Raw genomic sequence first — 24,463 nt, 5'->3', positions numbered from 1 at the left:
TGGTTCTTGGATCGGCTGCGCGCGCCCCCATCTCGGTTCGCGTCGACCACAGCGGAGACCTGCCATGCCCGATTACCGCAAGACACCCGAAGCCCTTGCGCGCCTGACGCCGGAGCAATACCGCGTCACGCAGGAGAACGCCACCGAGTACCCCGGCACCGGCGAATACCTGCACAACAAGGCCGCGGGCATCTACGTGGACGTGGTGTCGGGCGAACCGCTGTTCGCCTCCGCCGACAAGTTCGATTCGCACTGCGGCTGGCCCAGCTTCACCAAGCCGCTGCAGCCGGCCAGCGTGCGCGAGCTGCGCGACAGCACACACGGCATGATCCGCACCGAGGTGCGCTCGTCGCAGGGCGACAGCCACCTGGGCCACGTTTTCCCGGATGGCCCCGCCGAGCGCGGCGGCCTGCGCTATTGCATCAACTCCGCCTCGCTGCGCTTCGTGCCGCGCGCCGAGATGGAGGCCGAAGGCTACGGCGCGTACCTCGACCTGGTGGAGGGCGCATGATGGCCACCGAACGCGCCGTGCTCGCCGGCGGCTGTTTCTGGGGCGTGCAGGAGCTGCTGCGCCAGCAGCCGGGAGTGCTGTCCACGCGCACGGGCTACGCCGGCGGCGACGTGCCCAATGCCACCTATCGCCACCACGGCACGCATGCCGAGGCGGTGGAGATCGTGTTCGATCCCGCGCGCATCGGCTACCGCGAGCTGCTGGAGTTCTTCTTCCAGATCCACGATCCGAGCACGCCGAATAGGCAGGGCAACGACCGCGGCAGTTCCTACCGCTCGATGATCCTCTACACCAGCGAGGCGCAGAAATGCATCGCCGAGGACACCATCGCCGACGTGGACGCGTCGGGCCTGTGGCCAGGCAAGGTGGTCACCGAGGTGCAGCCGCTGGGCGATTTCTGGGAAGCCGAGCCCGAGCACCAGGACTACCTGCAGCATTATCCCACCGGCTACACCTGCCATTTCGTGCGGCCGGGCTGGCGTTTGCCGCGCCGCGAGGACGCGAGCTAACGCGCTTGCGCGATGCCGGCGGCACGCATGCAGCGGTCGAACGCGACGTTACGCAGATCGATGCTTGTGCTGTCCATCGCGTAAGCGGGAGCAACGGCGGCGCTTACCCTGCAGTTGCGCTCGGCATGCAGGCGCAGGATGTCGTGATCGAGGGGTTGCGAGGCGCATGCGGCCAGGCAAAGACCGGCCAAGCCGGCCAGGGTCAGCTTCAGCATGATGGGTTTTCCCGTGGTGGTGGGTGTTGCGCGCGGCCGTGTATGACCGGTCGCGCGTGGGGGATCACATGTTGCGGAACAGCGCCATGAAGGGTTGGCTTACGGTGAGGGTTTCGGGCCGCTGCTTGAGGCGCACGGTGCCCTTGCCGCTGTCGTCGCGCACGATGGCGGCGATCGCTTTCAGGTTGACGATGGTGGAGCGGTGGATCTGCTTGAACACGGCCGGGTCGAGCTGCTCCAGCAGTTCGCGGATCGGCTTGCGCAGCAGGGCTTCGCCGTCGGCGGTCATCGCCACGGTGTACTTGTGGTCGGCGCGGAAGTAGGCGACGTCGTCCACCATGATCAGCCGCGTCTCGCGGCCGGTGCCGGCGGTGATCCAGGTGAGCGGCGGTGCGGCGCCAGTCCGCGCAGCGCCCTGCGCCAGCTCGCGCAGCAGCAGGGCGAGGTCGCCGCGCGCAGTCTGGCCCGCGGTGGCGCGGCGCTTCAGCCGCTCGACGGTGGCGGCCAGGCGTTCGACGGCGATGGGCTTGAGCAGGTAGTCGATCGCGCCGCGCTCGAAGGCGTCGATGGCGTACTGGTCGTAGGCGGTGGTGAACACCACCTGCGTGGCGGGGCTGGCTTCGGCGGCCGCCGCGGCCACTTCGAGGCCGCTCAGGCCCGGCATGCGGATATCGAGGAAGGCCACGTCCGGCTGCTGCGCGGCGATGGCGTCCAGCGCGTCGGCGCCGTTGTCGCACTCGGCGACCACCTGCAGTTCCGGCCACGCCTCGCCGAGCAGGCGAGCCAGCGCGTCGCGCAGCAGCAGTTCGTCCTCGGCGATCACGGCGCGGGTCATGGCTGCGCTTCCGTTGCGACCAGCGCCGCCTGCTGCGCCGGCACGGTGAGCGTGGCGGCCACGCCTTCCGGCACGTTGGCCACCACCGCCAGCGAGGCGCGCGGGCCGTACACGAGTTGCAGGCGTTCGCGCACGTTCTTCAGGCCGATGCCGGTGCCGCCGCCGGCCGCGCCGAAGCCCTGGCCGTCGTCGGCCACGGTGATCGCCACGCTGTCGCCGTCGCGGCGGGCGAGGATCCACACGCTGCCGCCGCCGGGCTTGGGTTCCAGCCCGTGCTTGATCGCGTTCTCCACCAGGGTCTGCAGCATCATCGGCGGCAGCGTGACGGCGCGCAACGCATCGGGCACGTCGATCTTCAGCTCCAGCCGCGCGCCCATGCGGATCTTCAGGATTTCCAGGTAGGCGCGGGCGCGTTCCAGCTCCTCGCCGAGCGTGGACAGCGTTTCCTCCGCACTGGGCAGCGAGTGGCGCAGGTACTGAATGAGGTGGCCGAGCATGCGGTCGGCCTGCGCCGGCTCGCTGCGCGTGAGGTACTGCGCGCTGGCCAGCGTGTTGTAGAGGAAGTGCGGCTCCACTTGTGCGTGCAGCAGGTTGAGCTTGGCCTGCGCCAGTTCCTTGTCGGTGGCGGCCTGGGTGGCGGCCTGCTGTTCGCGGCGGCGGCGCTCGACCGTGCGGCGGGCGAGGGCGCGGGAGATGGCCTCGGCGTTGACCAGGTTGGTGCCGTCGTCCACGCGGAACCAGTCGGTCCAGGCGCCGCTTTCCGGTTCGCAGACCAGGGTGACGCTGCCGATGCCGTCGCCCGGCGTCACCGTGGCGAAGATCTGGTTGCGCCGGCTGCCCAGCCAGCTGAAGGGGTTGAGCCAGCCGAGCACGGTGCGGCCGTAGGGGTTGGGGCGGCGCACCTTGGCGCGCACCTGCAGGCTGTCGCGGGCGCTCTCGATTTCCTCGGTGTAGGGCAGCTCGCGGATCGCCGCGTCCAGCATGTCGAACGCCTCGTCGGCCTCGAACGGCAGCTCGATCTGCCGGCGCTGGCGGTTGCCCAGGGTGGCCAGGTTCACGTGTCCGGCGATCAGGCGCACCCGTCGCAGGTGGGAGAACGCGCCCGTGACCACCAGCGCCAGCACGACGCTGCCGATGATCACCGGCAGCAGCCCCGTGCTCTGGAACGGGCCGCTGCTGAACATCAGCGTCAGCACGACGATCAGCGCCAGCAGCCAGGCGACGACCAGCCGCATCACGAAGAAGAAGCCCTTGATCACGATGGAGTCCCCGTTGGTTGATCGTCGGGAGCGAGCATAGCGGCCGATTCCGCGGGTTTCGCCGGGCATGCGACCAAGCCGGGTTCGGCGGGTGCGGAATGGGCGAAAGGCGGCGCGAAGCCGCCATGGCAGGCATGACTTCCGGCCATTCCTGCCCATCGCGGCTGGCGCCACCATGGGCGGCAATCCATTCCCCACGCCCTCCAAGGAGAGGTTTCCATGCGCAAGTCCCTGGTTTCCGCGATCGCGCTGGCGCTCGCCGTGTCCGCCGGCGCCACGCTGGCGATGCCGGCGCAATCGGCGGCGGCCGCAGCGTCGCTCGCCCCCACGCAGTTGCCGCGCAACGTGCGGCCCACGCATTACGCCGTGGCCATCACGCCGCATGCGGACAAGCTGAACTTCGACGGCCAGGTCACCGTGGACGTGCAGGTGCTCAAGCCCAGCACCAGCATCACGCTCAACGCCGCAGGCATGACGTTCTCGTCGGTGACGCTGGCACCGGCCGCGGGCAAGGGTGCGGCCATCAAGGCCAAGGTCGCGGTGGACGAGAAGACGCAGACCGCCACCTTCAGCTTCGACAAGCCCGTCGCGCCGGGCCACTACAAGCTGGCGATGGACTACGTGGGCACCATCGGCACCCAGGCCAACGGCCTGTTCGCCATCGACTACCCCACGGCGTCGGGCAACAAGCGCGCGCTGTTCACGCAGTTCGAGAACTCCGACGCCCGCCGCTTCATCCCCTCATGGGACGAGCCGGCGTACAAGGCCACCTTCGACCTCAGCGTCACCGTGCCCGCCGGCGAGATGGCGGTGAGCAACATGCCGGTGGCCGCGAAGGCCGGTGTCGGCGATGGACTGGAGAAGGTCACCTTCCAGACCACGCCGAAGATGTCCACCTACCTGCTGTTCTTCGGCCTCGGTGACTTCGACCGCGTCACCACCAGCTCAGACGGCACCGAGATCGGCGTGGTCATGCAGAAGGGCAAGGGCGCGCAGGCGGCCTTCACGCTGGATTCGGCCAAGACCGTGCTGCACGACTACAACCAGTACTTCGGCATCAAGTACCCGCTGCCCAAGCTGGACAACATCGCCGCGCCGGGCAGCAGCCAGTTCTTCTCGGCGATGGAGAACTGGGGCGCGATCTTCACCTTCGAGTACGCCATGCTGCTCGACCCGTCGTACTCCACCCAGGGCGACAAGATGGAGGTGTTCAACACCGCCGCGCACGAGATGGCGCACCAGTGGTTCGGCGACCTGGTGACCATGGACTGGTGGGACAACCTGTGGCTCAACGAGGGCTTCGCCTCGTGGATGGCCGAGCGCGAAACCGAGAAGGTGCATCCGGAATGGAACACCGTGCTCGAAACCGTGGGCGTGCGCGAGGGCGCGATGTCGGTGGACGCGGTGGCCACCACGCACCCCATCGTGCAGAAGATCGCCACGGTGGAGCAGGCCAGCCAGGCCTTCGACACCATCACCTACTCCAAGGGCGAGGCGGTGATCCGCATGCTTGAGGCCTATGTCGGCCCGGAGAACTGGCGCCAGGGCGTGCACAACTACCTCAAGGCGCACGCCTACGGCAACACCGTGTCCGACGACCTGTGGCACGCGATGGACGGCGTGGCCGGCGGCAAGCCAATCACCCAGGTGGCGCACGACTTCACCCTGCAGCCGGGCGTGCCGCTGATCAAGGTGGACTCGGCCATGTGCAGCAACGGCGAGACCACGGTCAAGCTCACCCAGGGCGAGTTCACCAAGGATCGCCCGAACAAGCAGCCGCTGCGCTGGCACGTGCCGGTGATCGCCGAGGTGGTGGGCAACGCCAGCGCCAGCACCCTGGTGAACGGCTCCGCCACGCTCAAGCTGAAGGGCTGCGGCCCGGTGCTGGTGAACGCGGGGCAGAGCGGCTATTACCGCACGCTATACGCGCCCGCGCAGCTCGCCGCGCTGAAGCAGGACTTCAACAAGCTCGCGCCGATCGACCAGCTCGGCCTGATGAGCGACACCTGGGCCGAGAGCATGGCCGGCCTCGAACCGGTGTCGGATTTCCTCGACATGGCCAAGGCCACCCCGGCCGACGCCGCGCCGGAAATCTGGGCGGAAGTGGCCGAGAGCCTGGAAGGACTGGATCAGTACTACCGCGGCGACAAGGCACGGCAGGATCGTTTCCGCGCCTACGCCGTGGCGCAGCTCAAGCCGGTATTCGGGCGGGTGGGCTGGGACGCCAAGCCGGACGAGAGCACCTCGACCACGCTGCTGCGCACGCAGCTGATCGGTGCGCTGTCCGAGCTGGGCGACCAGGACATGCTGAAGGAAGTGCGCCGCCGCTACGACGCGCAGGCCACCGATCCCAAGGCGGTGCCGGCGGCCCTGCGCAAGACCATCCTCGCCATCGTGGCGGAGCATGCCGACGCGGCCACCTGGGACAAGCTGCACGCCGAGGCCCAGGCCGAGAAGTCGCCGATGATCAAGGATCGCCTGTACGGCCTGCTGTCCTACGCCAAGGACAAGGCGCTGGCGCAGCGCGCGCTCGACCTGGCGCTCACCGCCGAGCCCGGCGCCACCAACAGCGCCGGCATGATCCGTGGCGTGTCCTGGCAGCACCCGGAACTGGCCTACAACTTCGCCATGGCGCATCGCGCGCAGGTGGACAAGCTGGTCGATTCCACCTCCAGCAGCCGCTACTACCCGTCGCTGGGCAGCAGCTCGTTCGATCCGGCGATGATCGAGAAGATCAAGGCCTACGAGGCCACCATCGATCCCTCCGCACGCCGCCCGGCGAACGCCGTGATCGCCAACATCCAGTACCGCATGATGGTGCGCAAGGATCGCCTGCCGGCGGTGGATGCTTGGCTGGCGAAGAACGGCGGTTGAGGGTTTCCGCAAGTGACACGACAAGGCCCCGCATGCGGGGCCTTGTTTTTGGGGCGTCGGTCAGGAAGTGAACCTGCCCCCGTTTTGGCGGAACTTTAGGATCGTCGTCTCGTCCGGAATCGCGTCCTCGTTCAACTCCAGCTAGGCGAGCCGGCGCATTGACTCGATCGCGCGCCACTGTTGCATAAAGTGGATTCGCAGCATTGTCGACGCAGACATCGGCGGGCAACCACGGAGGCTGGACGTCGGATAGTTTGGCTCAATCAGCGCCAGCAACGCCTCCCACGGCACGACCTTGTCACTTTTCTCGCTGGGTCGGCTTCTTCTTGGCGTCGAAACTCAACGAGGCGAACGAACGCTGCTTCATCGGGGATGTGCTTCCTGTGGCTTGTCGCTATGATGCCGCAGACGGGGAATAAATCAGAGCGTCCCTGGTGTGCTCGACTGGGTGGAATTTATTTCCCTATTGCGCCAAGCAGACGGCCAAACTCCTTTGACAATTTTCGACCCGCCAATGCTTCTTTTCTCCAGAAAAGAAGGCGCTCAACTGCGCTGGCGCCCTGAATGTCGCCAAATAGAAATGCCCTTAGATAATACCTTGCTGCTTCGGCAAAATTCTTTTTGACTCCCACTCCTTGCTCATAACAAACTGCCAAATCAAAGGCTGCAAAAGCTATATTTTCTTCGGCTGCTTCCCGAAGAAGCTTGATTGCCGTCCGTATATTTTTTTTGACAAAAAATCCATGCAAGTACCATGTGCTTAATGCATACTTTGAGCTTGCATCGCCAGCTTCCGCGGCAGCCTCAAGTAACGCATATGCTTTGTCTTCACTGCCGCCGCGATTCATAATTCTTAAGGCATTTTTATATCGTTTGTCCACCGGCCCTGCATTATTGGGCTGGTTTAGGTGGCCATGGCCCTTTCCATTTGTCAGGTCGTTGACGCGGGAGTTGTGGACGGTTTTTGTCACCTTTTTCTCCACCCGCGTCTTGCTTTTTTCGCGTATTTCCTTTCTCGTGCTTCCCTTTGCTGCTCGGCCTAGCATTTTTTGTGTGCTCCTTAGTAAGCTGAACGGTCGAAGTATTTTTAATTTCTTGAGCAACTTTGGCTGTTACAGCAGTTGCTGTAGTGACAGCTAATCCGGTGCATACTGTGTTTGCAGCGCAAGCTGCTACCGTTTGCGATGCTGAGAGAGTAGTCGTGGTGGCGGCAGCCCCTGCAGCTACCTCGCTGGCTTCATAGGCTGAAACAAGGTATTCGACTCCCTCTGCTAGAAGGATGCCTTCACCGATGCAAGCATCTTCGAGGCATTTTCCATTCGGGTCGGTGTGGTTAATGGGGTTGTTATTGGTATACGCATACCGGTTGAAGTCAAATATATCTCCAGGGGTTGGTGTCACCGGATCCGGACTCAAGAATCTCCCGGTTGGCTGGTAGTACCGCGCCTGCATGTACACCAGCCCCGTCTCCGGGTCGTTCACATGCCCGGTGTAGCCTGGCTCATTCGGAGGGATGCCCAGCGACGACACCGAGTTGCCATAGGGTGTGTAGTCGTAGCGTGCAATGACGTTGCCCTGCGCATCCGTCTTCACTAACGGCGTGCCCTGTGGGTCGGTGTAGTAGTAATGCACCGTCCGCGTCTGTGCGTGGCATCGGCCTGACAGCGCTAGCATCAGCATAGCCACTGCCCACAGACAGATCCCTTGTCGACATGCACGCATTGCGTTGTCTCTCCCTGGGCCGGCGTGTTGCACGCAGGCAGGCTTTTACGAGTAGCGCGATGGCTTCATCGTGTCAATTGATCAACACAGTGGAGGCTGCGCTTTTGGCGACGCGAGGGTCTGAAAGCGGGGGCAGGTTCACTTAATTTTTCCTTCCATCTCAATGAGATGTCGCCTCGATGGCCTTCAGCGCCGCCTCGACGTCGCTTCGCGGCGTCCCGATGTTCATGCGCATGAACCCGCTGCCGCCAGGGCCGTAGTCGGTGCCGGGATTCAGGCCGAGCTTGCAGCGCTGCACGAAGAAATCGCGCAGTGCGTCGTCGTCCATGCCCAGCGCGCGGCAGTCCAGCCACAGCAGGTAGCCGGCTTCAAGTGATTGCAGGCGGATCGCCGGGATGCGCGTGCGCAGGCGTTCGGCGACGAGGTCGCGCGTGCCTGCGAGGTAGGCCAGCAGGGCGTCGAGCCAGTCGTCGCCGTGCGACCACGCCGCTTCCGCCGCGGTGACCGCGAACGGGTTGGCGCCGTCGAGATGCAGCGCGTCGACCTTGCGTGCCGCCGCCGTGCGCAGATCAGGCCGCGAGGCCACCAGCGTGGATAGCGCCAGGCCCTGCAGGTTGAAGGCCTTGCTGGGCGAGATCACCGAGACGATGCGGTCGTCCGCGCGGGCGAGCGTGGCCAGTGGCGTGTAGCGGGCGCCGGGCAGGGCGAGGTCGCCATGCACCTCGTCGCTGACGATGGCGAGTCCGTGGCGGCGCGCCACGTGCAGCAGTTCGTCCAGCTCGGTTTCGCTCCAGACGCGGCCTGCCGGGTTGTGCGGGTTGCATAGCAGCAGGGCGCGGGCGCCGTCCATCGCGTATTGCTCCAGCTGCGCGAAATCCATCGCGTAGCCGGCGTGGCTCTCGCGCAGCGGGTTGTGCAGCAGGCGACGGCCGCAGTCCGTCGTTGCCCGGAAGAAGCCGTTGTAGACCGGCGGCTGCACGATCACCGCGTCGCCGGGCGAAGTCACCGCCTGCAGCGCGGCGGAGAGCGAGGCCAGCACGCCATTGACCGGCACGATGTCTCCGGGGGCCACCGGCCAGCGATGGCGGCGCGCGCACCAGCCGGTCAGCGCCTCGAACAGGCTGGCCGGGTAGCGTGTGTAGCCGTAGACCGGATGATGCGCGCGCTCCCGCAGCGCTTCGACCACGCACGGCGGTGCGGCGAAATCCATGTCCGCGATCCACAGCGGCGCGACATCGGCCGTGCCGAACTTCTGCATGCGGCCGTCGAGCTTGGTGGCGTGCGTGTTGCGGCGGTCGATGGACTGGTCGAAGTCGGAAGGCACGGCCGGATCACCTGCGGCGGCACCGCTGCCGTTCCCGCGGAGGCAAGAACCCGTGGGGTTTGCTTGCATCAGGACTCGAGCGGAGCAAAGTCACTGGGCCCCGGCTTTCGCCGGAGCGACGGTGGGGCTATTGGAGTTATGGAGGCGACGGCTCACGCGCGCCGCCGCCACAGCGTCACCTCGGACAGGGTGTGCTGGAACTTGCGTCGCGTCTCGCGTATCACGAACGGCACCGCGCGCGGTTCGCCCAGCCGCTCGAAATGCACGCCAAGCACCGCGTCGAGGCCGTTCAGCGTGGTGAAGCTCTCGCCGTCCTTCTTGAAACCGCCCAGCCAGTCCGCGCGCGGCGTGTGTTCCACCAGCCAGGTGTAGGGCGAGGTAATCATCAGGATCCCGCCGGGATTCAACCGCTCGTGGATCGCTTCGAGGAATTGCGCGGGGTTATACAAGCGGTCGATCAGGTTGGCGGCGAGGATGAAGTCGTAGCCGGCGAACTGCGGCTTGAGGTTGCAGGCGTCGCCCTGGAAGAACTCCACCTTCGCGGCCGTGTCCGCGAGGCCGAGCTCGGCGAGGTTGCGCGACTTGTACTCGACCAGTTCGCCCTCGTCCTGCAGCAGGTAGCGCAGGCTGTCGCCGCGCGCCAGCGCCACGCCCTGGCCGATGAAGCGGGCGGAGAAGTCCACGCCGGTGACGTGGCCGAAGTGGCGCGCCAGTTCGAAGCTGGCGCGGCCGGAAGCGCAGCCGAGGTCGAGCGCCTTGCGCCTTGGTGCGTCGCCGAGAGCAGATATCGCCAGTTCCGCCAGCGCCTTCGAGAAGTTCGGCACGTCGAAGTAGGTGTCGCCGTAGTGGAACTCGGCGTATTCGGAGAGCAGCTTGTCGGTTTCGTAGTGCGAGGCCGGGGCGGGCTTGTGGTGCTTCGACACCACGTAGCGGAAGCCCGCGTGCTGGAAGAAGTGGCGGCGGAAGGCGTAGCGCGAGGCGGGTTCGGCCTCGTTGCCGGTGGCGATCCACGAGCCGCCCTTCATCAGGTTGTGGCGGCCGTCGAAGGTGGGCGTGGTGAAGTCGTCATAGATCGGGTGCACGGCGAAACCCTCGAACGGATAGATCGGGGTTTCCGTCCACTGCCAGGCGTTGCCGGCGACGTCGAAGAACTCGCCCTGCGCGAAGCGGTTCACCGGGCACGAAGAGGCCCAGTGCGCGAGGTTGAGGTTGGCGTCTGGTGCTTCGCCGTCCGGCGCGCCGCGCCGGCTCTCGGCGTACAGGCGATACCACTCGTCCTCGGTGGGCAGGCGTACCGGCTGGCCGCCATGCGCCGACTTCCAGCGGCAGAACGCCTTGGCCTCGTGGTAGTTCACCTCCACCGGCCAGTCCCACGGCATGGCCACTTCGCCGGTCATCAGGCGCAGTTGCCAGCCTGCGGCCGAGCGGCGCCAGAACGTGGGGTGTTCGGCCTTGGCGAATTCGCGCCAGCCGTTGCCTTCGTCTTCCCAGTACCCGGATTGCGCGTAGCCGCCGGCCTCGACGAAGGCCAGGAATTCCTGGTTGCTGACCAGGTGGCGGCTGGCCTCCAAGGCCGGCACCTCGGCTTCGTGGCGGCCGTATTCGTTGTCCCAGCCGTAGACGGCGCTGGAGATGTCGCGGCCCAGTGCGACCTTGCCGGCAGGCACCTTCACCAGCGTGTTCTCCGGTGCTTTGCCGGTCTGCGTGCAGGGCTGCCACGCAGGATGCGGCTTCACGTAGGCCAGCTTGTGCTGGCGGATCAGCACCGACGAGGTTTCCAGGTGGATGTGCTCGTGCTCGATGCCCATGACGATGGCCCACCACGGGTTGTCCCAGCCGATCGGCAGGGTCAGCGGCGCCTCGTCGATCAGGCGCAGCACCAAGGCGCGCACCTTGTCGCGGTAGGCCTGCACCTCGGCCACGCTGGGCCAGTCGTAGTGCGCGTCGTTGAGGTCGTCCCAGCCCATCTCGTCCACGCCCACCGCGAACACGGATTCCAGGTGCGGGTCGATGCGTTCGTCGATCATCCGCGTCAGCAGCAGCTTGTTGACGAAGAACGTCGCGGTGTGGCCGTAGTAGAAGATCAGCGGATGGCGCAGGGTGATCGGCGGCTCGTACCAGGCCGCGTCGACGGCCAGCGTCTGGAACAGCGACTCGTAGCGGTCGAAGCTGCTGGTGAAGTATTCGCGCAGCGTTGCGCGCATGCGTGCGGGATCGGTTTCGTGCAGGTTCGGTGTGCGCGGCAGCGGCGTGGTAGCGGCGCGGAGCGCAGGCTCGGCGAGCGTGGAAGCGTTCAAGGCGGTACCTCTCGATCCCGGGGAAACGTTGGTGCCTGGAGCCTGCATTCTGGCACGCGAGATGCCGTGCGGCCCGACGGGCTTGCGCATCCGTCATACGTGAGGCGTGTCGCCGCGGATTCAATGCCTCGATCCAGGCAATCGTTCCCGATCGCGAGAGTTGAACGGGCAGCCATCGATGGCCGCACTCTACAAACGAAAAGCCCCGCACGAGGCGGGGCTTTTGTCGAAGCCCCTCTCCCGCTTGCGGGAGAGGGGGGAAGGCTTTACGCCTCCACTTCTTCCTTGTACGCATCCACCGGAATGCAGGCGCACATGATGTTCTTGTCGCCGTAGACGTTGTCCACGCGCGCCACTGGCGACCAGTACTTCTGCAGCCTCAGCGAGGGCAGCGGGAAGGCGGCCAGCTCGCGCGGGTAGGCGTGCTCCCACTCGCTGGCGCTCACCGCGAACGCGGTGTGCGGGGCGTTGCGCAGCGGGTTGTCGTCGCGGTCCAGCTTGCCTTCCTCCACCGCGCGGATCTCGTCGCGGATCTGGATCATCGCGTCGATGAAGCGATCCAGCTCGTGCTGCGATTCGCTCTCGGTGGGCTCCACCATCAGCGTGCCGGCTACCGGGAAGCTCAGCGTGGGCGCGTGAAAGCCGAAGTCGATCAGGCGTTTCGCCACGTCCTCCGCGCTGATGCCGGTGGCGTCCTTGATCGGGCGCAGGTCGAGGATGCACTCGTGCGCCACCAGGCCGTTGCGGCCGGTGTAAAGGGTGGGGTAGTGCGGCGCGAGGCGCTTGGCGATGTAGTTGGCGTTGAGCAGGGCCACCTGGGTGGCCTTGCGCAGGCCCGCCGTGCCCATCAGGGTGATGTACATCCACGAGATCGGCAGGATCGACGCGCTGCCGAAGGTGGCGGCGCTGACCATCGCGCCGTTGCCGGTGCCCTGCGTGCGAGCGCCCTCGTTGCCGAGCGCGCCCGGCAGGAACGGCGCGAGGTGCGAGCGCACCGCGCACGGGCCCACGCCGGGGCCGCCGCCGCCGTGCGGGATGCAGAAGGTCTTGTGCAGGTTGAGGTGGCTGACGTCCGAGCCCCACTTGCCGGGCTTGGCCACGCCCACCAGCGCGTTCATGTTGGCGCCGTCGGTGTACACCTGTCCGCCGTGCTGGTGGACGATGTCGCAGATCGCCACCACGTCCTCCTCGAATACGCCGTGGGTGGACGGATAGGTGAGCATGATCGCGGCGAGGTTGGCCGAATGCTTCTCGGCCTGCGCGCGGATGTCCGCCACGTCCACGTTGCCGTTGGCGTCGCACTTGGTGACCACCACCTTCATGCCGCACAGGTGCGCGGAGGCCGGGTTGGTGCCGTGGGCGGACTCGGGGATCAGGCAGATGTCGCGGTGGCCTTCGCCGCGCGACTGGTGGTAGGCGCGGATCGCCAGCAGGCCGGCGTATTCGCCCTGCGCGCCGGAGTTCGGCTGCAGGCTCACCGCGTCGTAGCCGGTGATCTCCACCAGCTGCGCTTCCAGTTCGGCGATGAGCTCCTGGTAGCCCCGCGTCTGCGCGGCCGGCGCGAACGGATGGATGTTGGCGAACTCGGGCCAGGTCACCGGGATCATCTCGGCGGTGGCGTTGAGCTTCATCGTGCACGAACCCAGCGGGATCATCGTGCGATCCATCGCCAGATCCTTGTCGGCCAGCGCGCGCAGGTAGCGCAGCAGCTCATGCTCGCTGTGGTGGGTGTTGAACACCGGGTGCGTGAGGAACTCGGAGGTGCGCCGCAGCGCCGGCGGGATCAGCGCTGGCGCGCTGGCGTCCAGTTCGTCGATGCTGGGCAGGCTGGCGTCGTCGCCGCCGAAGATGCGCCACAGCAGTTCGATGTCGGCGCGCGTGGTGGTCTCGTCCAGCGAGATGCACAGGTACTCGTCCCATGCCTTGCGCAGGTTGGCGCCCAGCGCCACGGCACGCGCGGCGATGGCGTCGGTGCGTTCGCCGGTCTTCAGGCTGATCGTGTCGAACGCACTGTCGTGATGGCTGGCGGTGAAGCCGAGCTGCCCGAGGCCGGCCTTGAGGATCGCGGTGAGGCGCGCCACGCGCGAGGCGATGCGCACCAGGCCTTCCGGGCCGTGGTAGACGGCGTACATCGAGGCCATCACGGCGAGCAGCACCTGCGCGGTGCAGATGTTGCTGGTGGCCTTCTCGCGGCGGATGTGCTGCTCGCGCGTCTGCAGGGTGAGGCGGTAGGCCTTGTTGCCTTCGGCGTCGATGGACACGCCGATCAGGCGGCCCGGCATCGAGCGCTTGTAGGCGTCGCGGCAGGCCATGAAGGCGGCGTGCGGGCCGCCGAAGCCGAACGGCACGCCGAAGCGCTGCGTGTTGCCGATCACGATGTCGGCGCCCATCTCGCCCGGCGGCTTGAGCAGGGTCAGCGCCAGCAGGTCGCTGGCGAAGATGGCCAGCGCACCCTTGGCGTGGATCTTGGCGACGTCGCCGCTCCAGTCCATCAGCCAGCCGCTGCTGGCCGGGTACTGGATCAGTGCGGCGAAGTAGTCGTCCGCGGCGATCGCGGCGTCCCACGCCTCGGCGGAGTCGGCCAGCTTGACCGTCAGCCCCAGCGGTTCGGCGCGCGTGCGCATCACCTCGATGGTCTGCGGGTGCGCGTCGCCGGACACCACGATGACGTTGCCCTTGGCCTTGGCCGAACGCTTGGCCAGGGTCATCGCCTCGGCCGCCGCGGTGGCCTCGTCCAGCAGCGAGGCGTTGGCGATCTCCATGCCGGTGAGGTCGGCGCACATGGTCTGGAAGTTGATCAGTGCCTCCATGCGGCCCTGCGAGATCTCCGCCTGGTACGGCGTGTAGGCCGTGTACCAGGCCGGGTTCTCGAGGATGTTGCGCAGGATGACGTTGGGCGTGTGGGTGCCGTAGTAGCCCTGGCCGATGAAGCTCCTGAACACCTTGTTCTTGCCGGCGATGGCGCGGATCTTGGCCAGCGCCTCGACCTCGGTCATCGCGGCGGGCAGCGCCAGCGGGGCGGCGGACTTGATCTTCGCGGGCACGATGGCGTCGGTCATCGCCTCCAGCGTGTCGTGGCCGACGGTGTGCAGCATGTGCGCGATCTCGGCGTCGTTGGGGCCGATGTGGCGCGCGATGAAGGCGTCGTGGTTTTCCAGCTCGCGCAGGGAAATGGGGGTCTGGCTCATGGCAGGGGCGTCCGAAAGCAACGTGCGAGCCGCACGCGGGGCGCCCCTCTGTCCTTTTGCCTGAGAGTTTGGAAGCTTGCGCTTCGTGCCCCTTCGGCGGCGGATTCAACCGCTCTCTCCAGAGTGCTGTACGCAGGATGGTATGGGGCCTGAGCGATTACGGGCGTTGCGCCTTCGGCAGCGGTGCGTTCGCGCGGAACGGCCGCTTCTCCCACCCTGCGTTTACCACGGCGATTATACAGGGGCGGGATGCCCTATGGCCGAGCTGAAGAGGCCGGCTCAAGACATCGGATCGAGCGCCGCAGCCAGTTCGCCGCAATCGGCGAAATGCCAGTCCGCCAGGTCGGGCCAGCGGTTTTCCGGCAGGTTCACCAGCACCGCCTGCGCGCCGGCGGCACGGGCGCAGGCCAGGTCGTAGGCGTAGTCGCCGACCATCGTCAGTTGCGCGGGCTCGATCGCCCAATGTTCGGCCAGGCGATGCAGGCCGGCGGGATCGGGCTTCGGCGGCGCGTCCTCGCGGCCGATCACGTCGGCGGGGGCGAAGCAGTCGGCCAGGCCGATCGCCTCCAGCGAGAGCAGGGCCAGTTCGCGCAGGTTGCGGGTGAGGATGCCGAGCCGGCAGCCGTGCGCCGCGAGCGAGCGCACCAGCGCCACTGCGCCGATGGCAGGACGCGAGGCCAGTGCGAGTTCGCGTTCGTGTCCGAGCAGCCATGCGCGCTTGGCGTCGGCCTCGTGCGCGGGCAGGGCGGCGATGTGGGCGAGGATGTCCTCGTCGTCGCGGATGGCCAGTGCGCGGCGGATCGCGGCGAAATCATGCACCGCAACGGTCAGTGTGCCGTCGAGGTCGAACACCCAGTGGCGATTGGCGGCGAGTGCGTGTGGCGACGATGGCATCGGATGGATCGTCCGTTCGCGCGAACGTGGATCGCAGAAACGACGAAGCCCGCATCGCTGCGGGCTTCGTCTACAATTGGTGCCAGGAGAGGCGCCGAACTTGTCTCTAACATTTTGATTTTTATTATTTCAATTTTGCTGTTTTCTAAAAACATACCCAAAAGCATACCCAAGGATCACGAGTTGATGTGGTGTTTAGCGGCCGCGCCCTTTATGAGGGCTCGGCATTTATGCCGTCATGAACGACGACTGTAGTTCTGTGACCTGCCATGAGGGGCGTCTTGTTTGTTTCAGGAGTATGCGATGCAGGCTGCTTACTGTACGGCCGCCGGCGCACGCCCGATGACGTTGCCTTTGCCGTCATTGCAGATGTACTGACCGCAGGTGACGCCGCCTTGGCCAACATCCGCCGGGTTTACTGGAAACATCTCCTTGGCAACATCTGCAGCCGCTCCCATGGGTGTACCCGTACCGCCAACGCACTGGCCGTTAGACTCGCACTCGACTTGGTATTCAGGGTAGCCTGAGGGGGCCATGTCCATGACGGTCAACTCCGAGTGGATCAAGACCAGTGCGTCATCTATAGCGTCCAGCGGCGACTTTCCCGGATAGAACGAAGTCACTACGTTGCCGTAGGTGTTCATCGTCACCTTCGAGCTGCTGCCTTGCGCTTGAGTCGCCGCGTCCTGCTGGACAGCCTGTTGCATCGCCTGCTGACTTGGAGCTTGTGTTGGCTGCTGGACCTGAGCCGCCTGCGGCACCGGCGCACTGGCCGCAGAGGATCCCGAGCTACCTGTCCCATCGCTCGAATCGCCCAGCACGCTCGAAAGGGCCGATGTGTCGCTGCTAGCGGGACTGTTGTCCGGAGTGCTTCCGGCATAATTATCGAGTGTGTGCGAGCCACTATATAGGTAGCCAAAGCCACCCACCGCGGCAACAGCCACGATGACGATCAAGAGCACCCAAACTCCCTTGCCCACGAGGCGCTTCCCCGCTGGGGGAGACAATGTTTGGGAAATGGTCGCTTGGGGCGCGGGTGGCGGCTCTACGGCCGTCGCGTGGCCCTGGAGTACTTCTGCTTGGGCAACCTGTGGCCTGTCCGTCGCGAGAGGGGTTTGTGGCGCCGCCGCTTGGCCGATCTGTAACTTGGCTCGCTTGTACCCAAGAACGAACACGATCAAACGGACGAACACCAGAAAGCCCGCGAACATCTGGCCCGCAAAGTTGAACAGCAGCATGATGGCGAACATGATCGCAACCTGGATCCAGTAGCGCTGCAGCGGCTTCTGCGTGTTTCGCCAGCCCTGGAGCCAGCCGGCATGCTTTGCGCGCGCAGTCGGCTGGGGAAATTTATCGCCATAGGCCTTCATCACCATCACCGACAGATTGAAGGCTATCAGCAACGTCAAAATCAAAGTTACAGTGTCCATTATTCCCCCTACTGGTTTGGGTTGGTTACAAGCCCGGGCACAAGCACGAAGCGCTCCTTGCGGAGCGCTTCGTGTCTGTGGGCGGTCGTTCCAAGCAGCGTCTATCTTTCGACGTCAGCCGCCGAGGTTTGTTTCGACAACGTACTGCGCGTAGGTCGTCGTGTCGTTGCGAATCATGGCTTGGATGGCATGCTGAGTTCCGACGTCGTAGTAGTTCCTCAGCTTCTCTTTGCCGTTCTTATATTTGACATCGGAGCCAGCAAAGATAAGCACGGGGTCGCCGTTCTCGGACATGCTCCACTGGAACAGTTCCGCGATGCTGGTCGGTCTGTAATCTGCTATCCGCTGTAGCTCAGCCGCCTGATCGGCATCTACCTTGGCGAAGAATTTGTCCTTGTCGCCGAAAACGGCAGGGTTGTAGTCGTGCTTTGCCATCTGCGCCATCGAGTTGATTTTGTTGGTCGCGTTGGCCTCTGCCGTGTTCACGTAGTCATCAGCACCATTGAAAAAGCATCGGTACTCGACGATCTTCCGGCCCCGATCATCGGTGATCTCGTCCCACTTGACGGAATCGCACACTTTCCGATTGTCGAAGGCCTGCCCAACGGTGTAGGACTGATCCTGGTCGAGCGTCTGCTTCTTCACGGCGCTGATGTCGCTGTTACCGCACCCGGCAAGGCAGGCACACCAGGCTAGCGGCAGCACTTTTAGAAAGGCGTGCGGAACTGACTTGGCACCCCGAACTACATGCTTCATTTGTGTTCCCCTTCTTGCTTGATTTCAACGAGTTGGTCTCACTTCAAGGCACTAGCTGCTTGCAGCTTCTAAACGGCCGTAGCCTAGCTGTCCTACCGCCAAACATCAAATCTTTTGATATCAAATGTCGGCGTATCTAAACATGAGATTTAGGTTCACCTCGAACACGAGGTGGATCGATGCAGAAGCCCAAAAAACAGCGACCGAAGGCCCCGCCAGCACCGAAGAGCTTGCACCGCCCCGAATACGCCGCGGTGCTCAAGGTGTTGCTTGAGTTACGCGAAGAGGCTGATTTACTGCAGTCAGAGCTTGGAAAGAAGCTCGGGCGTTCGCAGTCCTACGTATCGATGGCTGAGCGCGGCGCGATCCGCCTCGATGCGCTGCAGTTACGAGATTGGTGCGCGGCATGTGGCACCACGTTAGCGGCCTTCGTCGAAACGCTTGAAGGAAAATGGAGCCAGGGAAAAAAGCGATAACTTCAACCGAGCTATTGGGCATCGGTTCCCTCTAAGGACAGAAAGAACCCGAGTGATACCGGGCTCTTTGCTGCCGCTCCTTTCAAGCCACCAGCTTCATCGCTTCGTCCCAAGCACGCTGCTTGAGCTGAGCACCCTGGCCGAACCATGCTGCATCCCTGCGGTGGTCATCGCTACGTGCACGGCGGTGGAAATCGACGTACTCCGTGACGCTGTTGAGCAGCCCCCACGCCGTATCGCGACTGCTGACCAGTTGGGCACCCCGGCCATGGCCGTCGTACAAGGCGCGGACGTTCGCTAGTGCCTGTTCACTGACCACGCTGACCTTGCCTTCCTGAACTGAGTAGGTGAGGACGCGACGCAGCAAGCCTTCGACCGAATCGGGATCGACCCGGCATTCGACTAGCGCCTTCATGCGATCCACGAACCCATCCCATGTGGCTACCGTGATGCCGAGCTGGCGCTTCACGGCAGAAGCATCGAACTCGGAACGGTGATGTACCTTCACCGCGCCACTGGCATTCCGTAAGGCGACGGCCAGTGTGTTGTTGCAGACCACGCGAACGGAGGTGAATTGTGCCGTGGTGGCCAACGTACCATCGCAGGCCGTGGCGAGCAGCAGATAACCGTCGACCTGATCCCGACCTTTCAGTGTGGTGCTCTGGCCGGTGCGCGCCAGCGCCCAGAACTTTCGCCCCTCCCGTAACACGCCTGCGGTTTCCAGTTCGAAGCCGTTGTCTTTGGTCAGGTCGCGGTAGAACTCCAGCACTTCGCCTGGTTGCACGACCTTGTAGCGGCTGGATACCACCGACAGCGGCATCTTGGTATCTGAGCGATAGAGCACTTGCTGACCGGGGTAATCGTGGATCGAACCGATGCCGCCTTTGCCGGCGATGTAACGCACGTCCGATGCTTCAATGTGCCAGTCCATGCCGGCCTGCTTGGCCCAGACTTCAATGGGTTGACCTGGAAGAAGGCGATTGCCCAGGCCATGCCATGGGGTTCTTCCGGCATAAGCCATCGTTTGTACGAGATGCATAAGTGACTCCTTTTCAGAGGGGCATAAACGCCCGGCGCCCGGTCAAAGCCGGGCGCTGGGCGTATGCGTGGATTGAGGGAAAACGGGCAACTTCCGCGTCAGGTAGGCTTGCTGCCGAAGGTGTAGCCGCAGTCGGTACAGCGGTACTTGTCGAGTACGTTGTCGTCGATGACTTCGCCGAACGCGGCGCCGGCTGCGCAACCTGTGGCACCCCCGATCAGCATGGCGAGCACGCCGCCGGTGAGTGCACCGATAGCCGAGCCGACGGGGCCACCCACGGCTCCGGCGACTGCTCCCATCTCGGCACCCGAGAGCACCAGGGCGACACCGCTGGTGGCACCAGCTACTGCACCGATAGTGCCACCGACTTTCTTGCCATACAGGCGGGTTTGGATGCGGATTGAACGGCACACCGGACAAGAGGGAGCACCCGGTATCAGGTCAGACGCTGGGATGGGTTCGTCTCGGTCCAGCGGGATAAGCGACGTTTGTTCATGCATCACCAACACTCCTAAGCAAAGAGGCACCCGTGCAGGGATCTGCATAGATGAAGCGGTACGGATGACCCGCTCGCATAGGTGATGTATGGCTGAAAAACTTTCGAATGAACGCAGGCATCGCCGCACGCTGAAGTCCCCTTTGGCCACAGTCGCTGGCAAGAGACGTATTGCGCACCCAAGCCATGCTGTACCACTAGCGGGAGGGATGGAGCCCATCGGCAAACGATGGTCGCCGCATTTCGTCAATCGAGCACCGTTTCGACACCAAACTCGCGTAACTCGTTCAGGGCCGACTTTTCAGAATCGGACATGAGGCGTACGCGCGCGGGACCGAGGTGATGTTCCGGCTGGCGGTCGATCCCTTGGTCCTTCAGGCTGCGATGATCGACACGTGCGGCGATTCCGCGAACAGCCAGGGCCTGGTTGATCGTGTCCGCAGCCTTCTTGCGCAGCGCAATCATGTCTTCGCGCAATTCCGTAGGGTGTTTGCCGCCGTTGTCCTTGCGGCGGCCACCTAGCTCCGGGTGTTCGCGGTTGTAGCGCGAGAACGTCTGTTGGGGGGAGCGTTCAATCCCGTCATCGACCCGATCCGAAACCATTAGGTGCATGTGAGGGTTCGCTGTGCCACCCAGCTTGCCCTCCGAAGTGTGGATCGCAAGCTGATAGGGTTTGTCTCCGGCCAACTCATTCGCTAGTTCTTTAGCGAGCGCGATGTTGGAAGCCTTGTCTAACTCGATGGGTAAGGCGATGACAAGCTCCCGGTACGCAGCACCGTTCTGACGCTCGTGCCGGTCAGCCGCTTGCCAAAATTTCCTGGAATCATTGCCTGCCCAACTGGGAAGGTTGCCATGTTCGCGATATGCCAGGTCTTCACGCTTGCCATGCTTGCCAGCTCGGTCGATGTACCGGGAATGCTCGCGGGCTGTGCCGCGCCGGCCGCTACTGATCTGCGTATGAAAACTTGCCATGGGAAATCCTCGTGCAAAAAAAAGAGCGCCTTAGGCGCTCTGTGATTGAAATCGAGTCGAGTCGTTTCCGGTGCTACGAGAAACGGTATGTGCGCGGGCCCTATGGCCCCCCCTATATATCGAGATCACTCACCGTTCATCCGACCAGTGCTCTTGCTCTTAGCTTTAGCTCTTGCTCTTAGCTTTTGCTTCCGTGCGCGCGCTCCATCACAACATAGGACCTAAAACGGTAAACTTTTACCTAGTATCGAAAGATAGGAGCTTGGAGCATTGCCAGGGATAGAGCCCTGGCAGGCTTGTCGGCAGCGATGTAGTACATTTGCATTCATGGAGGTGGCATTCCTCCACCCCCGGTACCCCGGGAGAAACCGCCACTGTGGCCGATGATGCCTGCTCACATTCCGGAGATCGGTTTTACCGTCTCAGGATGCAGGAGTCAGGTACGTGGACAATTCTCCGGCCCACCATGGGCTGCCATTTGCCAGCATTCTGTATCCGGGGTCGCTAGAGGCGGCTCCGGTGTTCGACCAGACGGCGCCTTCTTGCTTTCAGGACCTGCGTCTCGACCAGATCGTGGCGGCGGCAACCACCGGTCATGGTGGCAACGATTTGGGTCCCTTCTTCTATACACCGCTGCGGGACTTGGACGCGATTGCGTATCGCCAGGAAGTGATGCGGGATCTTGAAGATGGCCAGCTGATGGAGGCCATCCGCGCTTTCGGTCAGCGGATGCAAACGATGCGCGGACAGCTTGCCGGCATCGAGAAGGTCTACTGCAAACCCGAGAAGGAGCGTTGGTTCCTCGAGGCTGTCGTCATCTATTGCGATGCCGTCGAACGGCTGGCTCAGGCGTTGCGGATCACGTGCCCTCCCTCATCGCGTGGGTTGTGTGCGCTGCGGGAATACATCGAGTCGTACATCGCATCACCATCGTTCGCCCAACTCGCGGAAGGTGCACACGCGCTTGTCGTCAGTCTGGCCAACATTCGTTATTGCCTGCGCATCAAGGGCAACAGCGTGACGGTACGGCTATATGATGGCGAAGAAGACTATAGCCGGGTCGTGGAAGGCATCTTCGAGAAGTTTCGACGCAGCGGAGGCAAGGATTACCGCTCGGCCTTCGGCCATCGAGTCACCCTCAACCAGGTGGAGGAGCAAATACTCGACAGAGTAGCCTTGCTGTTTCCCGAGCAATTCCATGCCCTGGAAGCCTATTGCGCCAGTCATGTCGAATTTCTGGATGAGTGCATCACTCGTTTTGACCGCGAGGTTCTGTTCTATGTAGCGTGGCTTTCATACATCCGACGCTACCGTTCTACCGGCTTGGGCTTCTGCTATCCGGAGCTTTCTGTCACCTCGAAAGAAGTTGAGGCTGATAGCGCCTTCGATCTCGCATTGGCCGGGAAAATCCTGGATGAGGGCAGGCCGGTTGTCAGCAACGATTTCGCCCTGCGCGATCCGGAGCGCCTTCTGGTGGTCTCCGGCCCGAACCAGGGGGGCAAGACTACCTTCGCGCGGATGTTCGGTCAGTTGCACTATCTGGCGAGCCTGGGATGTCCGGTGCCGGGGCGCAAGGCCACGCTGTTCCTCTTCGATCGCTTGTTCACGCACTTCGAGAAGGAAGAGGACGTGGCGAGCCTGCGCGGCAAGCTCAAGGACGATCTGGTGCGGATACGCTCCATCCTCGACCAGGCGACACCGAGCAGCCTCGTCGTGATGAATGAGATCTTCGCGTCGACCACGTTCAGGGATGCGTTCTACTTGAGTCGACAGGTCATGGCGGCACTTTCGGATTTGGACGCACTGGGCGTGTACGTCACCTTCCTGACGGAATTGTCCACGTTCAACGAAAAGACGGCGAGCATGGTGGGAGCTGTCGATCCCGACGATCCATCCATCAGAACCTTTCGCATCGAACGCCGCGCTGCCGATGGATTGGCCTATGCCCAGGCCGTCGCACGCAAGCACCGCGTAACCGGCGAGTGGCTCCGCCAGAGGATTCCATCATGAAGGCGCGGCTGATGCACCCCGATCGCGATTTCGATCTGCAACGGATGTTGCCCGACCATGCGTCGGACTTGTGGCGAGATCTTGCGCTGGATTCGTTGTCTCGCATCATGGCGGATGGCGACGAGTTCATCTTTGACGTATCGCGGAAGACGTTGCTGCTGAGCACGACGCTGCACACCGACGCTGTCATCTACCGACAGGAAATACTGCGCGATGCCATCGCCAATCCGCAGGTGGTTCGCCGATGCTACGGCCTGGCAGCTGAGGCCATCCAGGGAAAACGCAAAAGCCATTGGGCCTTTGCCAGCAACTACCCTTCGTCGATCCTGCATGGCGCCATCGATATCCTGACGATGTTCGTGGACATCTTGCGCAAGCTGAGAGGGGAGGCCGATGCGCAGGCCGGTCGTTTCGGATCGAGAGGCTTCCGTTCGCTTTTCGCGATGCTGCAAACCGAGTTCACGGACGCGTACCTTGCCCAAGTGAGTGCTTGCCTGACCACGTTGAAACTCGATGATGGCGTCCTGTTGAGCGTGAAGCTTGGTCCAAGCAACGAGGGCAACGGTTATACGCTGAGGGAGATGAAATACAGCGATTCGCACTGGATCGATCGCCTGTTCAACAAAAGAGCGTCGTCAGGCTACACATTCCGGATTGCCGACCGCGACGAGGCCGGTGCCAGGGCCCTGTCCGATATCCGCCATCGCGGCATCAACGATGTCGCCAACGCGCTGGCGCAGTCGATGGATCACATCCTGGCATTCTTCGAGATGCTGCGGACGGAACTGGCCTTCTATGTCGGCTGCGTGAACCTGCACGAGCGATTGGAGGCGCTTGGTGTGCCAACTTGCTTTCCGCAGCCGTCATCCATGGGGACGGGAACCCTGCATTTCGAAAACCTTTCCGACCCTTGTCTGGCATTGAGCATGAACGGTGCCGTGGTGGGCAATACGCTCGATATCAGTGGCAAACGGCTGACGATCATCACGGGCGCCAACCAGGGTGGAAAGTCGAGCTTCCTGCGCAGCATCGGCCTTGCGCAGGTAATGATGCAGAGCGGCATGTACGTCGCCGCTACCGCCTTTGCCGGGGATCTGTGCGCTGGATTGTTCACGCACTACCGGCGCGAGGAGGACCCGGCCATGCGTGGCGGTCGGCTCGACGAGGAACTCCAGCGGCTCAGTGCGATGGCGAACGAACTGGTTCCGGGCGCGATGGTCCTGTTCAACGAGTCGTTTGCTTCGACGAACGAACGGGAAGGGTCCGAAATCGCCATCCAGACAGCGAGCGCCTTGAGGGATCGTGGCATCAGAGTTTTCTTCGTGACCCACTTGCATGGCTTCGCACATGGCTTCTTTGTGGAGAATGCGGGAGACATAGCGTGCCTGCGTGCGGAACGTCTGGCTGACGGTCGGCGCAGCTTCCGGATTGGCTTCGGTGCTCCGCTGGAGACGAGCCATGGCGAGGATGTCTATAGGGAGGTGTTCAATGCTTCGCCGCGGCAATAGGACTGCACAGGCCGGTGAAGTTGATCAGTGGAAGCAGTCGATCATGATCATCACGCAGTTACCCTTATTTGCGTGAGGTCACCGGCCGCAATCGGCCAGAAGCCGACGTACAAAGTTCCCCCCAGCCGAGATCGGACCTCCCCAGACC

At 63.7% G+C, this 24,463-nt stretch carries 20 protein-coding genes, 1 pseudogene and 2 riboswitches; of the genes and pseudogenes, 6 read left to right on the top strand and 15 right to left on the bottom strand.

All coding sequences use genetic code 11. The annotated features are described in order from the left end of the window. Nucleotides 1–64 precede the first annotated feature (64 nt). Complete coding sequence (msrB, locus tag ACZ5Z2_RS10625; protein WP_464758535.1) at nucleotides 65–511, top strand: peptide-methionine (R)-S-oxide reductase MsrB; 447 nt, start codon at nucleotides 65–67, stop codon at nucleotides 509–511. After that, nucleotides 511–1,020, top strand: a complete 510-nt coding sequence (gene msrA / locus ACZ5Z2_RS10620) for a peptide-methionine (S)-S-oxide reductase MsrA (RefSeq protein ID WP_464761694.1) — start codon at nucleotides 511–513, stop codon at nucleotides 1,018–1,020. Before msrB ends, msrA begins: the two co-directional genes overlap by 1 nt. On the opposite strand, the gene ACZ5Z2_RS10615 is transcribed toward msrA, so the two are convergent. The 3 genes from ACZ5Z2_RS10615 to ACZ5Z2_RS10605 all read right to left on the bottom strand — a co-directional run bounded on the left by ACZ5Z2_RS10615 (nucleotide 1,017) and on the right by ACZ5Z2_RS10605 (nucleotide 3,329). Further along, complete coding sequence (locus tag ACZ5Z2_RS10615) at nucleotides 1,017–1,235, bottom strand: hypothetical protein (RefSeq protein WP_464758534.1); 219 nt, start codon at nucleotides 1,233–1,235, stop codon at nucleotides 1,017–1,019. The two genes, msrA and ACZ5Z2_RS10615, sit on opposite strands and share 4 nt — an antisense overlap. A gap of 64 nt (nucleotides 1,236–1,299) precedes the next feature. After that, complete coding sequence (locus tag ACZ5Z2_RS10610) at nucleotides 1,300–2,070, bottom strand: LytR/AlgR family response regulator transcription factor (protein ID WP_464758532.1); 771 nt, start codon at nucleotides 2,068–2,070, stop codon at nucleotides 1,300–1,302. After that, on the bottom strand, nucleotides 2,067–3,329 hold the full coding sequence (locus ACZ5Z2_RS10605) for a sensor histidine kinase (protein ID WP_464758531.1): 1,263 nt from the start codon (nucleotides 3,327–3,329) through the stop codon (nucleotides 2,067–2,069). Before ACZ5Z2_RS10605 ends, ACZ5Z2_RS10610 begins: the two co-directional genes overlap by 4 nt. Nucleotides 3,330–3,548: 219 nt before the next feature. On the opposite strand from ACZ5Z2_RS10605, the gene ACZ5Z2_RS10600 reads away from it, so the two are divergent. Beyond that, on the top strand, nucleotides 3,549–6,203 hold the full coding sequence (locus tag ACZ5Z2_RS10600) for a M1 family metallopeptidase (RefSeq protein WP_464758530.1): 2,655 nt from the start codon (nucleotides 3,549–3,551) through the stop codon (nucleotides 6,201–6,203). 144 nt (nucleotides 6,204–6,347) lie between these two features. Here ACZ5Z2_RS10600 and ACZ5Z2_RS10595 read toward each other — a convergent pair. The 9 genes and pseudogenes from ACZ5Z2_RS10595 to ACZ5Z2_RS10555 form a co-directional block, all read right to left on the bottom strand. Then, nucleotides 6,348–6,570 (bottom strand): annotated as a pseudogene (locus tag ACZ5Z2_RS10595) (transposase); the annotation flags it as partial. 88 nt (nucleotides 6,571–6,658) lie between these two features. Continuing rightward, the gene (locus tag ACZ5Z2_RS10590) at nucleotides 6,659–7,084 is read right to left on the bottom strand and encodes a tetratricopeptide repeat protein (RefSeq protein ID WP_464758528.1); all 426 of its coding nucleotides are present in this window, start codon (nucleotides 7,082–7,084) and stop codon (nucleotides 6,659–6,661) included. A 10-nt stretch (nucleotides 7,085–7,094) separates the two neighbouring features. Further along, nucleotides 7,095–7,835: an RHS repeat-associated core domain-containing protein gene (locus tag ACZ5Z2_RS10585; protein WP_464758527.1), complete on the bottom strand. Its 741-nt coding sequence runs from the start codon at nucleotides 7,833–7,835 to the stop codon at nucleotides 7,095–7,097. A 250-nt stretch (nucleotides 7,836–8,085) separates the two neighbouring features. Further along, nucleotides 8,086–9,249: a MalY/PatB family protein gene (locus ACZ5Z2_RS10580; RefSeq protein ID WP_464758526.1), complete on the bottom strand. Its 1,164-nt coding sequence runs from the start codon at nucleotides 9,247–9,249 to the stop codon at nucleotides 8,086–8,088. A 152-nt stretch (nucleotides 9,250–9,401) separates the two neighbouring features. Beyond that, a complete protein-coding gene (gene ovoA, locus ACZ5Z2_RS10575) occupies nucleotides 9,402–11,546 on the bottom strand; it encodes a 5-histidylcysteine sulfoxide synthase (protein WP_464758525.1) in 2,145 nt (714 codons plus the stop codon). A gap of 266 nt (nucleotides 11,547–11,812) precedes the next feature. After that, nucleotides 11,813–14,734: an aminomethyl-transferring glycine dehydrogenase gene (gene gcvP, locus ACZ5Z2_RS10570; RefSeq protein WP_464758524.1), complete on the bottom strand. Its 2,922-nt coding sequence runs from the start codon at nucleotides 14,732–14,734 to the stop codon at nucleotides 11,813–11,815. 38 nt (nucleotides 14,735–14,772) lie between these two features. Then, nucleotides 14,773–14,866: riboswitch (glycine riboswitch) on the bottom strand. Between the two features lie 147 nt (nucleotides 14,867–15,013). Beyond that, complete coding sequence (locus ACZ5Z2_RS10565; RefSeq protein ID WP_464758522.1) at nucleotides 15,014–15,628, bottom strand: HAD family hydrolase; 615 nt, start codon at nucleotides 15,626–15,628, stop codon at nucleotides 15,014–15,016. Nucleotides 15,629–15,942: 314 nt separating this feature from the next. Then, nucleotides 15,943–17,058, bottom strand: coding sequence for a hypothetical protein (locus ACZ5Z2_RS10560; RefSeq protein ID WP_464758521.1), 1,116 nt, complete (start codon nucleotides 17,056–17,058; stop codon nucleotides 15,943–15,945). 114 nt (nucleotides 17,059–17,172) lie between these two features. Beyond that, a complete protein-coding gene (locus ACZ5Z2_RS10555; RefSeq protein WP_464758519.1) occupies nucleotides 17,173–17,814 on the bottom strand; it encodes a hypothetical protein in 642 nt (213 codons plus the stop codon). A gap of 179 nt (nucleotides 17,815–17,993) precedes the next feature. Here ACZ5Z2_RS10555 and ACZ5Z2_RS10550 point away from each other — a divergent pair, with 179 nt between their 5' ends. After that, on the top strand, nucleotides 17,994–18,290 hold the full coding sequence (locus tag ACZ5Z2_RS10550) for a helix-turn-helix domain-containing protein (RefSeq protein ID WP_464758518.1): 297 nt from the start codon (nucleotides 17,994–17,996) through the stop codon (nucleotides 18,288–18,290). An 82-nt stretch (nucleotides 18,291–18,372) separates the two neighbouring features. Here ACZ5Z2_RS10550 and ACZ5Z2_RS10545 read toward each other — a convergent pair whose 3' ends face one another. The 3 genes from ACZ5Z2_RS10545 to ACZ5Z2_RS10535 form a co-directional block, all read right to left on the bottom strand. Further along, complete coding sequence (locus tag ACZ5Z2_RS10545) at nucleotides 18,373–19,329, bottom strand: DUF932 domain-containing protein (protein WP_464758517.1); 957 nt, start codon at nucleotides 19,327–19,329, stop codon at nucleotides 18,373–18,375. A gap of 98 nt (nucleotides 19,330–19,427) precedes the next feature. Beyond that, the gene (locus ACZ5Z2_RS10540; RefSeq protein ID WP_464758516.1) at nucleotides 19,428–19,829 is read right to left on the bottom strand and encodes a hypothetical protein; all 402 of its coding nucleotides are present in this window, start codon (nucleotides 19,827–19,829) and stop codon (nucleotides 19,428–19,430) included. Between the two features lie 242 nt (nucleotides 19,830–20,071). Further along, the gene (locus tag ACZ5Z2_RS10535) at nucleotides 20,072–20,797 is read right to left on the bottom strand and encodes a MobA/MobL family protein (RefSeq protein ID WP_464758515.1); all 726 of its coding nucleotides are present in this window, start codon (nucleotides 20,795–20,797) and stop codon (nucleotides 20,072–20,074) included. Between the two features lie 320 nt (nucleotides 20,798–21,117). After that, a riboswitch (Fluoride riboswitch) is annotated at nucleotides 21,118–21,197 on the top strand. A 44-nt stretch (nucleotides 21,198–21,241) separates the two neighbouring features. Here ACZ5Z2_RS10535 and ACZ5Z2_RS10530 point away from each other — a divergent pair. Beyond that, on the top strand, nucleotides 21,242–22,807 hold the full coding sequence (locus tag ACZ5Z2_RS10530) for a MutS-related protein (RefSeq protein WP_464758514.1): 1,566 nt from the start codon (nucleotides 21,242–21,244) through the stop codon (nucleotides 22,805–22,807). Beyond that, nucleotides 22,804–24,315 carry a MutS-related protein gene (locus ACZ5Z2_RS10525; RefSeq protein WP_464758512.1) on the top strand — a complete coding sequence of 504 codons (1,512 nt, stop codon included), beginning with the start codon at nucleotides 22,804–22,806 and terminating at the stop codon, nucleotides 24,313–24,315. Before ACZ5Z2_RS10530 ends, ACZ5Z2_RS10525 begins: the two co-directional genes overlap by 4 nt. The last annotated feature ends 148 nt before the right edge of the window (nucleotides 24,316–24,463 follow it).

The sequence above is a fragment of the Rhodanobacter sp. G1 genome, from assembly GCF_055397855.1.
The sequence above is the reverse complement of the archived record's forward strand: the minus strand, read 5'-3'. Positions and strand labels throughout refer to the sequence as shown.

Bases quoted from the DNA above. Each gene is read 5' to 3' on its own strand.
- ACZ5Z2_RS10545 (WP_464758517.1), bottom strand. From the start codon at position 19,329: ATGCATCTCGTACAAACGATGGCTTATGCCGGAAGAACCCCATGGCAT.
- ACZ5Z2_RS10610 (WP_464758532.1), bottom strand. From the start codon at position 2,070: ATGACCCGCGCCGTGATCGCCGAGGACGAACTGCTGCTGCGCGACGCG.
- ACZ5Z2_RS10540 (WP_464758516.1), bottom strand. From the start codon at position 19,829: ATGCATGAACAAACGTCGCTTATCCCGCTGGACCGAGACGAACCCATC.
- ACZ5Z2_RS10560 (WP_464758521.1), bottom strand. From the start codon at position 17,058: ATGGACACTGTAACTTTGATTTTGACGTTGCTGATAGCCTTCAATCTG.
- ACZ5Z2_RS10615 (WP_464758534.1), bottom strand. From the start codon at position 1,235: ATGCTGAAGCTGACCCTGGCCGGCTTGGCCGGTCTTTGCCTGGCCGCA.
- ACZ5Z2_RS10600 (WP_464758530.1), top strand. From the start codon at position 3,549: ATGCGCAAGTCCCTGGTTTCCGCGATCGCGCTGGCGCTCGCCGTGTCC.
- ACZ5Z2_RS10555 (WP_464758519.1), bottom strand. From the start codon at position 17,814: ATGAAGCATGTAGTTCGGGGTGCCAAGTCAGTTCCGCACGCCTTTCTA.
- ACZ5Z2_RS10535 (WP_464758515.1), bottom strand. From the start codon at position 20,797: ATGGCAAGTTTTCATACGCAGATCAGTAGCGGCCGGCGCGGCACAGCC.
- msrB (WP_464758535.1), top strand. From the start codon at position 65: ATGCCCGATTACCGCAAGACACCCGAAGCCCTTGCGCGCCTGACGCCG.
- msrA (WP_464761694.1), top strand. From the start codon at position 511: ATGGCCACCGAACGCGCCGTGCTCGCCGGCGGCTGTTTCTGGGGCGTG.
- ACZ5Z2_RS10550 (WP_464758518.1), top strand. From the start codon at position 17,994: ATGCAGAAGCCCAAAAAACAGCGACCGAAGGCCCCGCCAGCACCGAAG.
- ACZ5Z2_RS10565 (WP_464758522.1), bottom strand. From the start codon at position 15,628: ATGCCATCGTCGCCACACGCACTCGCCGCCAATCGCCACTGGGTGTTC.
- ACZ5Z2_RS10525 (WP_464758512.1), top strand. From the start codon at position 22,804: ATGAAGGCGCGGCTGATGCACCCCGATCGCGATTTCGATCTGCAACGG.
- gcvP (WP_464758524.1), bottom strand. From the start codon at position 14,734: ATGAGCCAGACCCCCATTTCCCTGCGCGAGCTGGAAAACCACGACGCC.